The 9293-nt window shown below is 75.3% G+C and carries 11 protein-coding genes; 4 read left to right on the top strand and 7 right to left on the bottom strand.

Annotated elements, in window-relative coordinates:
- Nucleotides 1-304: 304 nt before the first annotated feature.
- From ADK60_RS02810 to ADK60_RS02790, 5 genes are all read right to left on the bottom strand, one after another.
- Entirely contained in the window at nt 305-988 is a 684-nt protein-coding gene (locus ADK60_RS02810; RefSeq protein ID WP_053642915.1) for a CopD family protein, read from the bottom strand.
- 45 nt (nt 989-1033) lie between these two features.
- On the bottom strand, nt 1034-1549 hold the full coding sequence (locus tag ADK60_RS02805; protein WP_053642913.1) for a MarR family winged helix-turn-helix transcriptional regulator: 516 nt from the start codon (nt 1547-1549) through the stop codon (nt 1034-1036).
- 111 nt (nt 1550-1660) lie between these two features.
- Nucleotides 1661-2602, bottom strand: coding sequence for a M56 family metallopeptidase (locus ADK60_RS02800; protein WP_053642911.1), 942 nt, complete (start codon nt 2600-2602; stop codon nt 1661-1663).
- Nucleotides 2599-3018 carry a BlaI/MecI/CopY family transcriptional regulator gene (locus tag ADK60_RS02795; RefSeq protein WP_053642909.1) on the bottom strand — a complete coding sequence of 140 codons (420 nt, stop codon included), beginning with the start codon at nt 3016-3018 and terminating at the stop codon, nt 2599-2601. Before ADK60_RS02795 ends, ADK60_RS02800 begins: the two co-directional genes overlap by 4 nt.
- 187 nt (nt 3019-3205) lie before the next feature.
- Entirely contained in the window at nt 3206-4423 is a 1218-nt protein-coding gene (locus ADK60_RS02790) for a hypothetical protein (protein WP_053642906.1), read from the bottom strand.
- Between the two features lie 314 nt (nt 4424-4737).
- Between ADK60_RS02790 and ADK60_RS02785 the strand changes: the two genes are divergently transcribed.
- The 3 genes from ADK60_RS02785 to ADK60_RS02780 all read left to right on the top strand — a co-directional run bounded on the left by ADK60_RS02785 (nt 4738) and on the right by ADK60_RS02780 (nt 6661).
- Nucleotides 4738-5391 (top strand): GOLPH3/VPS74 family protein, encoded by a 654-nt coding sequence (locus ADK60_RS02785; protein ID WP_053642904.1) that lies wholly within the window; start codon nt 4738-4740, stop codon nt 5389-5391.
- A 50-nt stretch (nt 5392-5441) separates the two neighbouring features.
- Nucleotides 5442-5849: a barstar family protein gene (locus ADK60_RS41435; protein ID WP_159400280.1), complete on the top strand. Its 408-nt coding sequence runs from the start codon at nt 5442-5444 to the stop codon at nt 5847-5849.
- Nucleotides 5850-5980: 131 nt separating this feature from the next.
- Nucleotides 5981-6661: a hypothetical protein gene (locus ADK60_RS02780; protein ID WP_053642903.1), complete on the top strand. Its 681-nt coding sequence runs from the start codon at nt 5981-5983 to the stop codon at nt 6659-6661.
- Nucleotides 6662-6703: 42 nt separating this feature from the next.
- Here ADK60_RS02780 and ADK60_RS02775 read toward each other — a convergent pair whose 3' ends face one another.
- Nucleotides 6704-7117, bottom strand: coding sequence for a (R)-mandelonitrile lyase (locus ADK60_RS02775; protein WP_053642940.1), 414 nt, complete (start codon nt 7115-7117; stop codon nt 6704-6706).
- 254 nt (nt 7118-7371) lie between these two features.
- Here ADK60_RS02775 and ADK60_RS02770 point away from each other — a divergent pair, with 254 nt between their 5' ends.
- Nucleotides 7372-8313, top strand: a complete 942-nt coding sequence (locus ADK60_RS02770) for a helix-turn-helix domain-containing protein (protein ID WP_079007991.1) — start codon at nt 7372-7374, stop codon at nt 8311-8313.
- Between the two features lie 69 nt (nt 8314-8382).
- Here the strand turns inward: ADK60_RS02770 and ADK60_RS02765 are convergent, their stop codons facing one another.
- A complete protein-coding gene (locus ADK60_RS02765) occupies nt 8383-9057 on the bottom strand; it encodes a DUF4360 domain-containing protein (RefSeq protein ID WP_045944533.1) in 675 nt (224 codons plus the stop codon).
- Nucleotides 9058-9293: the final 236 nt, after the last annotated feature.

Below are 9293 nucleotides of genomic sequence, written 5' to 3'. Positions count from 1 at the left end.
CGCCTGACACCACCGCCCGACACCACCGGCCCGCGCCACCCGGCGCACCCACAACACCACGCAACGCCCCGCCCGGAACCCACCGGCCGGGGCGTCCGCATTCCCCGGCCGGTCCCGGCGGGTCGGGGTCACCGACAGAAGGCCCGCCCCCGCGACCCGGCACCGAGGCTCCCCGAAAGCACGAAACCCCCGGCCCGGCCACCTTCGTGAGGTGGCCGGGCCGGGGGTTCGCGGTCCTGCCGAACGCCCCTGCCGAGCGACTCCGCCGTCAGCGGGCAGCGGACCGCCGGACGAGGTCGGGCCGTCAGACCGCCGCGGCGGGGAGCGGACGGCGGGCGAGGAGGTCGGAGACCTTGGCCGTCGCGTACAGGGAGACCGCGAGGGCGACCACCAGCGCGGCGCCGGCGGCGAGGATGCTGCCGGAGAAGACCGCCTTGGGGCTGCCGGCCTCGGTGCGGGCCGAGCCGGCGAGGAAGGGCAGTACCAGCAGGACGGCGAGGCCCAGCGCGACCTCTCCCCACACGACCTTGGGGAAGTGGCCGAGGGTCAGCTCGCGCAGCGTGGCGGTGTCGTCGGCGAGGCGGGCCCGGGTGATCCGGGGCATAAGCCAGAACTGGTTGAAGGCGCCGGCGGTCACCAGCCCGGCCACGAGCAGGATCTTGACCACCAGCGCGATGCCGTAGCCGGTGGTCCACAGCTGCGGGACGCTGCCGACGTGCTTCCAGCTCAGCCACAGACCGGAGACGGTGACCGCACCGACGCAGACCATCGCGACGAGGCCGAAGCGCTGCCACAGCTGGGCCCAGAGCAGCCCGGCGCCGTCGCCGAGACGGCCACGGGCAGCGGCCAGGGCGACCAGCAGCGCCAGTCCGCCGAGCCAGACCGTGCCGGAGACGATGTGGACCTGGTCGAGGACGAGGTCGAGCCAGCGGTCGAAGGTGGTCGGGGTGATCGCGGGCACCACGCCCGCCCAGGCGACCTCCTTCATGGCTTTGACCAGGGCATTCGGAGGCGATTCGGGCGCCCGGACCGCTCAGGCGGACCGGGGTCCGGCCGTCAGCGTCCGGCTTCCACCGTCCGAGGGCTCACCCAGCCCGCCCGCCCCTCGGGCGGCGGCCGCGCACACGCGCCGGAGCAGTGAGTTGAGCTCGACGCGCTGGCCCCTCGTCAGCGAGGCCAGCAGGCCGTCCTGCGCGGCGGAGGCGTCGGAGTGGAGCAGGTCCAGCGCGGCCCGGCCCGGGTCGGTGATCGCCAGCAGTTCCTGGCGCCCCCCGATGTGGACCACCATCGACTGCAGCAGGCCCCGGGAGAGCAGGTCGTCGAGCGCCCGGTGCGCATCAGCCTCGGGAATCGCGAGCCGTTCCGCGAGGTCCCGTCGGCCGTGCGGCCCCAGGGTGGCCAGGGTCGACAGCAGCGCCTGGTGGGCCGGGGTCAGTCCGCGGTGCTCGAGCCGCTCCGCGAGCAGGCGGTCGACGACGCGGCCGGCCTCCGAGAGGAGGTAGACGGTCTGCTCGAACGGACTCGAGGATCCCTTCCGTCCGTCGTACAAACCGTGTCCCCATCGTCGAGAGCGTGCGACGTCCCGCGGCCGGGACGGTAAGCCGAGGCTCACCATATCCGCGCTTCCGAGCATTGGTCTACATCGATGTCGTCACAAGGGTCACCGACCGGTGAGCGTCTCCGCCGCGTACTCGACGTATTCGTGCAGGCCGTACGCCAGGCCCAGCGCCAGCACGGCCGAGGCCACCACCGCGGCGACGAGACCCGCGGCGGCCAGCCGGGGGCCCCGCCCCTCCGGTCCGGCCGGCGCCGGCGCCAGCAGGGCCTGGACCCTCAGGGGCACCGGCCCCGTGCTCACGGACAGGGGCCGGGCGCCGTGTCCCCCGGGCCCGGTCGCTCCGGCCAGTGCGGCACGGGCGATGGCGGTCGCGGCGAGCTTCCGGTCGGACACCGCTCCGGCGGCCGCTTCGTCGGCCCACCGCTCCAGGTGGAACTCCAGGCCGGTCCGCAGCCGCGCGAGGGCCGGATGGACGGCGGCGGCGAGGTCGGCGGCCACCGAGAACAGGTGGTGGCGCCGGTGGAGGTGGGCCCGCTCGTGCGCGAGCAGGACCGCGCGCTCCGACGCCCCCAGGGATTCGAGCATGCCCTCCGTCACGACCACCCGACCGGCCCGCCCGCGGTGGCGCGGCAGGGCGAAGGCTTCCGCCTCCGCTCCCGGCACGACGAGCACGTCGCCCTCCGCCGTCGCCCCGGCAGTCAGCTGCCACGCCCGCGACAGCAGGGCGCGGTGGCGGCGCACGGCCCGCACCAGCCGGACGGCCTGCACGACGAGCAGGGCCCCGGCGGCGCCCGCGACCGGCAGCACCGCCGGCCAGTGCGTGGTCACCCCGGTGAGCGGCAGCTGTTCGAGGCCCGCCAGGAACGGCACATGGAGGAGGGCGACCAGTACCGCGACGGTGCCGCCCGCCAGCAGGACCGCCGTGCCCGCGAGGGCCAGGGCGGCTTCACGCGGTGCGAGCAGCCGCGCGAGCCGGGACGCCGCGGGCACCGCACCCCAGGGCAGGAGCACAGCCAGGGCGACCACCGCCAGGACCAGCGTCATCCCTCCTCCACCCCCGCCGGGTCCTGCGCCCCGGGGAGCTGTTCGCTCTCCGCGGCGAGCAGGAGGCTTCGCAGCACGTCCTCGTCGCCCGCGGACAAGGAGGACACGAACCGCTTCAGGACGAGATCCCGCTGCGGTTCCTTCTCCAGCTCCCGGCGCATCCGGCCCGCGGCCAGACCGGCGGCGTCCGCCACCGGCGCGTAGGCGAAGGAACGGCCCGGGCGCGTCCGGTCGAGCGTCCCCTTCTCGTGCAGGCGGGCGAGGATCGTCGCCACCGTCGTCCGGGCGAGGTCCTGCCGCAGCGCGCCCTTGACCTCCTGCGCGGTCATCGGCTCGGCCGACGCCCACAGCACCGCCAGGACGTCCGCGACCAGTTCCCCGTGCGGACGCCTCGCCTCCTGCCTGCCCCTCACCATCTCGCTCCCTGTTCCCGCCCTGTCCCGATCCGCTCGACCGGCACACCCCGCGCCGACAGGGCCGGCGGCCGGAGCCGCCCGGACCGGCGCGGTGAAGAAAACACGCGGCCGACGGTGGGTGAGGTGTGCCTCGGTCGACTCTACGCGGACCGTCTGCGCACACCGCAAGGCAGTCGGGCCCGGCGGTTCAGGCGCGGGCCGCGCCGGGGCGGTGCTCCTCGCAGAACCACCCCCCGGGGTAGAGCCGGGCACCCCGGCCGCAGGCGGGACCGTGGCCCGCCGAGCAGACCTCGCGTCGGACCGGGGCGATCTCCGGGCGCGGGATCCGCGCGGGGGCCGCCGCCGGCTCGGGGAACCAGATCGCCTCGCCGCTGTCGCGGGCCGGCAGGGCCGCGAACCTCCGGTGCCACCGCTCGGCCCGCTCGGCCCGGTCGACGACGCAGCGGGTGTCCCGGCGGAGGTGGGGGCGCGGACCGGAGGCGGTGGAGCGGTGCGGCGCCGGCGCGCGGTCGACGGCACCGGCGGACGCCTCGTCGGCGGACGTGAGCGTGCCGCCGCTGTCGAGAAAGGCCTCGCGGTCCTCGACCGAGGACCAGAAGCGGTGCACGCCCCGGCCCGCCCTCACGGTGAGCGGGACGCAGCTCCCGGCGGCGATGTCGCGGACGAGGTCGTCGAACTGCCGGGGCCGGGGCCCCCACCGCGCGTGGCGGCGCCCGCAACTGCCCTGCCTGCGCGTGGGGCACGGCGCCGGCATGCGGTCGCAGAGTTCCAGGGTGAGGGCCCGCACGCCGCCGCGGACCAGCAGGTCGCGCTCCGCGCGCACAGCAGCCGCGGGCAGGTCGTCCGTCCTGGTCCAGTGGACCGCGTCGATCAGCGGCGACCTCGGGTCCACCGTGTGCCAGACCGCCGTGATGCCGTCGGCCCGGGCGGCGGCATCACGGCTGCGGGCGGCCGCGGCGGAAAGGTACGACAACTGTGGTTCGAACCCGTACCGTTGTCCGCCCGCGCCGGTGACGAGCACATCGGTCCGCCGCCTGCCGTTCGCGTCGACCACCCCCACCTCGGCGGTGTGACCGGCGCTCTCGGCCGCGCGGACGTACCGATCCCGGTACGCCTCGAACACGTCGCTCCCGCCGGACGGGCGGCGGTGCGGATTGTGGTGCGCGGCAATCCGGAGGCCCTGCCGCTCGAAGACGTACATCCAGGCCCGGGCACCCCGGGCGGCCCGGCAGTCCGGGCAGTGGAGTCCGCGCTGGTCGACCGGCCTGCGGTCGCCGACCAGCCGCTCCCACAGGCCGGGGTGGGCGGGGTGCCCGAGGTCGTCGCGGTCCAGGTCGAGGGGGGCATTGACGAGAGCACAGAAGACGGGGTTGCGTTTGGAGGTTTCGCCGTCGAAATCATCCATGGCATCTCTTTCTCTGCCTTCGGCTACCGGGGTAGGCTCGGGTGAAAGGGTCCGCTGCTGCCATTCCAACGCGCGAACGCCCTTGAGGCTCCCGGATTCTGATCCCTCGCGGACAGTTGTCCTGATGCGCGCGGGGATTCGGCGGGGATTCGGCTGTCCGTTCCCAGGAATGCGGTAATTCCTCATACTTGCCCGATATTCACCGCGCCGGAATCGGCCACCCGCAGCCGGTCTTCCAGTAGTCCTGTCGACGGAGGGCGACTCCGACCGCGGGGTGACGGATCGCGGGGGCCACCGCCCTTATCGTCGAAGGCATGAGCCGAGCCCTGCATCTCTCCGGCTACCTGCTGGCCTTCGACACCCGGTCCCAGTCCTTGCAGGACCGCACCCGTACCGGTTTCCTGGTCCGCGCCGCCGCCCTGGCCGAACTCGCCCACCGGGGCGCGGTCGCCGAGGACGGCGCCGGACACGTCCGGGTCGTCTCCGCCGACCCCACCGGGGACGGCGTCCTCGATGCGCTGCTCGCCGAGGCGGGCAGCGCGTCACGCAGTTGGAAGGCCTGGATCCGGCGCGACCGCGAGGACACCCTGGAGGCCGTCGAGCAACGGCTCGCGGTGCTCGGCGTGCTGACCGTCGCGGACCGCGCCCCCCATGGCCGGGTCGTGCCGCGGCGGCCGGTGGCGATGGACGACCCGCGCGAGGCCCTGGACCTCCAGGTGCGGGTGGCCGAGCTGGTCCGCGGCAGCACCCCGCCCGCCGAGGCGCCGTTCGCGGACGCGGTGCTCGCCGCCCTGGCCGCCCACGGGCACCTGCGCCTGGTGCTCACCCGCCACGACCGGAAGGCCCACGCCGACCGCGTCACCGCCCTCACCGACCGCCTCGCCACCACCGCGCCCGGCCTGGCCCACGCGGTGTCCGGGCTGCACCTGACGATGATCGCCGCCCAGGGCGGCATGGGCGGCGGCTGACCGGGCAACCGGGCGACCTGGCGGACTGCTGCCCGAACCCGGACCGGCGGGTGCTGATCGACGTCGGCGCCGTCCTCGACGATCGGGACCTGCACGCCACCTTGCAGCGGGAGCTCGGTCTCCCCTCGTTCTACGGCGGGAACTGGAACGCCTTCCGGGACGCCGTCACCGGCCTGGTCGTCCTCCCCGCCGAAATCCGGTGCTCGCGCAGAGCGGCCCCGGTCAGTCCGCCGCCGGTGCGTCGGGAACGCCGTCGTAATGGACGACACAGCGCCCGAAGGCCTCCCGGTACTGCGCCAGCTCGCACCCGGCCGGGGCCGGAATCCGGGCGAGCGGGTCGCCGGGGGCCGCCGGGACCGCCGTGGCCCGGTCGGCAGGTCCGCGTCAAGATTCTCGGGGCGGTCCGGGCGGTCGGCGGACTCGACCCACCGGCGAAAAGCCGCAGGTCAATGGGGTGATGCGGGCGAGCGCCGACGGGCTGCGGGGGGCGTGGCGTGCGTCTCATCACAGGCGCGACCAAGTTCGTTTCCGTCTCAATGTGGTGGGATGTGCGCACACAAGGTGATGACCGTTGGACGGGGGGTGTTCCATGCGGAACGGACTGTTCGGGCTCGGGCCCGACGCGGGGGCTGCGGATCTGGTGGCCGTGGGGCTGGTCCGGCTGGCCGTGGAGGAGCGGCTGGGGCTCGTGGAGGGCGCACCGCCGTGGCTGGGGCAGCTGCGGGCCGCCTCGTTCGCGGACGCCTGGCTGGCGTTCGCCGATCCGGCCGCGCCGGGGCTGCGGGTGCCGGCCGAGACGGTGCTGCGCGCGGTGGTGCTGCGGGCGGCCGAGCTGACGCTCCGGCGCGCGGACGGGGACGGTCCGGCGGCGCTGGAGCGGCTGGGGCGGGAGTCGGCCGGGGCCCGGGAGTGGGCGGGGCTCACCGAGGTGTCGCACCCGGCCGAGCCGGACGCGCTCGTCCTGGTCTGGTACGGGGTGAAGATGGCGATGGCCGGTGCCGATCCGGTCGCGGCCGCCGAGCGGGAGACGCTGGGCGCCTGCATCCTCGAACGCGGCCGGGCCTATGTCCGCGAGCACTGCCGGCGCCAGGACATGCTCGCGCTCGTCCTGGCCTGCGCCCGCTCGGCGGCCGCGACGCTGGCGGAGCTCAGTGACGGCGACCGGGACCGGGCGCTGGCCGTCCTCGACGAGCACGCCGCCCGGCACATGGCGCCCACCGCCCCGGTGCCGCTGTGGGTCCCCGGCCGACCGGGCCAGCTCGCGGGCTGAGCGGCCGGCTCGCGGGCCGAGCGGAGCGCCGGCGCGCGGGGCTCAGGCGCCCGTGCCGCGGCCGAGGGCGTACTGCTCCTCGGTGACCGGTTCCAGCCAGGTCGTCCCGGGGCTGCCGTCCTCGGTGCCCTCCCAGGTGGCCAGGTGTTCCATGGCGCCGTCCGGCGCCGCGCCGTGCCAGTGCTCCTCCCCCGGCGGGCAGACCACCAGCTCGCCCGGCCGGGCCGCGAGGACCACTCCGGCGCGGGTGCCGATCAGGGCGGTCCCGGAGACCACGTGCAGGCTCTGTCCCAGCGCGTGGGAGTGCCAGTGGGTGCGTGCCCCGGGTGCGAAGCGGACCAGGCCGGCGCCTTTCCGGGACGGCGCCCCGCCGGGGTGGACCACGTCCCACCACACCTCGCCGGTGAACCACTCGGCCGGGGCCCTGCCGGTGGCCGCGGGCCGGGTGAACTCCATGATCATGTTCTCCAGTGGGGCGTGCCGAAGGAACTCCGCCGTTCGCACCGCCGTCGTTCACACCCGCCGGCGGTCGCGCCACGACGCTCGCACGCCGCCCGGCCGCCGAGAAGGGGACACTTCCGTCACACGCGGATTTCAGCGGGGGAGAAAACTCTCCCTCCCACCGGACTTGCCGCAGGCGCCGGTGCGCGGGCACGCTGACCGCTGCCGATCCCGCCCCCACCAACGGCCGCCGCTGCCACACTGGGGGCATGAGCACCTCAGGCGGCCGCCCGAAGGAACTCGGCGCGTTCCTCCGCACCCGCCGGGCCGAGCTGACCCCCCAGCAGGTCGGGCTGGCGTCCGACGGCGCGCCGAGGCGGGTGGCGGGGCTGCGCCGCGCGGAGGTCGCGCAGCTGGCCTCGATCAGCACCGACTACTACACCCGCATCGAGCAGGGCCGGATGCCCGCCTCCACCCCCGTGCTGGAGGCCCTCGCCCGGGCCCTGCGCCTCTCCCCCGACCAACGGGCCTATCTGCTCGGCCTGGCCGGACGGCCGCCGGCCGAACCCCCGGCCCGCGCCACGGCGGAGGTCACCGAGCACAACCGCCGACTGCTCGCCCAGCTCGCCACCGGACCGGCCGTCGTCCTCACCCGCACCATGGACGTGCTCGCCTGGAACCCGCCGGCCGCCGCACTGCTCACCGACTTCGGCCGCCACCCCGCCCGGGACCGCAACTACGTGTGGCTGCTCTTCAACGACCCCGTGCTGCGGTCCCGCTACCGCGACTGGGCGGACGGCGCCCGCGCCTGCGTGGCCCATCTGCGGATGCACACGGCCCGCCGCCCGGACGACCCGCGGCTGCACCGCCTGCTCGCGCGGATGGCCGACCACGTCGACTTCCAGCGCTGGTGGCAGGCCCGCGAGGTCGCCGTCCACGCTTCCGGGAACAAGCGGTTCCGGCACCCGCTGGTCGGTGACCTCACCCTGGACTGGGACACCCTGACCAGTGCCACGGCGCCGGACCAGCACATCGTGGTGTGGACCGCCGAGCCCGGCAGCGCCTCCGAACACCGGCTGCACACCCTCGCCGCGCGCACCGGCGCCACCGCTCCCCCGGGCCCGACGGCCGGTCCGAGCACCGGCCCGGTCACCGGCCCAGCCACCGGACCGGTCACCGACACGCGCCACGGCGCACCCGAACCGGCCTGAGGCACCCCTGCACGCCGACCGCCGCCGCCCCGGCCGGAGTGCCCGGCCGGGGCGGCGGCGACTGCCCGGTCAGCCCTGGGGGCAGTGCTTCCACGCGAAGTGGTAGACGGTGTTGATGCTGCCGTCGGTGGAGTCCATCGTCATGAAGCTGGTGGTCCTGGTCGTGTCCGAGCTGCCGGCGGCCACCCGGAGTTCGGTGTTGATGTTGAAGTTGCGCAGTTCGCCGCACGGCGCCCAGACCAGGGCCTCGACCGCGACGGTGTCGGTCGCCTGCCAGCTGTCGTCGAGCGCGCCGGTGAAGCTGTGGCTGGAGTAGGTGGTCTGCGGCGAGCCCTGGAAGTAGTAGTTGGCGCGCTGGACGGCGGTCGCGCCCTTCTCCAGGTGGGCGAAGCCCCGGTAGTCGGCGGCGGCGACGGCGTACGTGAAGCCCTGCGGGACGTGCACGTTCAGGTTGAGCTGACAGTTCTTGCGGAAGTCCGTCGGCTTGGAGCCGAGGCCGACCTGGGCCACGTAGTTGCTGTAGGTGACGGTGAACGCGGTGTTGTCCGGGGACACGGCGACCGCTGCCGTCCCGGCCGGGCAGCCGGAACCGTTCACGGTGGCGACGGAGATGACGATCTTGTCCGGCGGCGGGGTGTCCCACCCGGTGGCGAAGGCGGTGCCGGCGGTGCCGACCGTGCCGACGAGGGCTGTGCCGAGCAACGCCGCGGCGGCGGTGCCGGCGGCCAGGGTGCGAACGGACATGGGCGCTTCCTCCCTCTCGCCCGTCGGCTCCGGGCCGCGCACCCCCACGTGCGGGACCACCGACGAGCTTGACACGTCCATGCCATCACGCCCTGCCGGCCCAGTACAGCGGCGCGGCGGGGCGCACACCGGGGCGCCCTGGCGGACGTCTCCGACCCGGCGCGCGCGGTACGCCCCGGAGCACGCGCCGCCCGCACGCCCGCCGGACCGGCCCTTCGACCCGCCGACCCGCCGGC

The organism is Streptomyces sp. XY431, from assembly GCF_001279805.1.
GTDB lineage: Bacteria > Actinomycetota > Actinomycetes > Streptomycetales > Streptomycetaceae > Kitasatospora > Kitasatospora purpeofusca.
The sequence above is the reverse complement of the archived record's forward strand: the minus strand, read 5'-3'. Positions and strand labels throughout refer to the sequence as shown.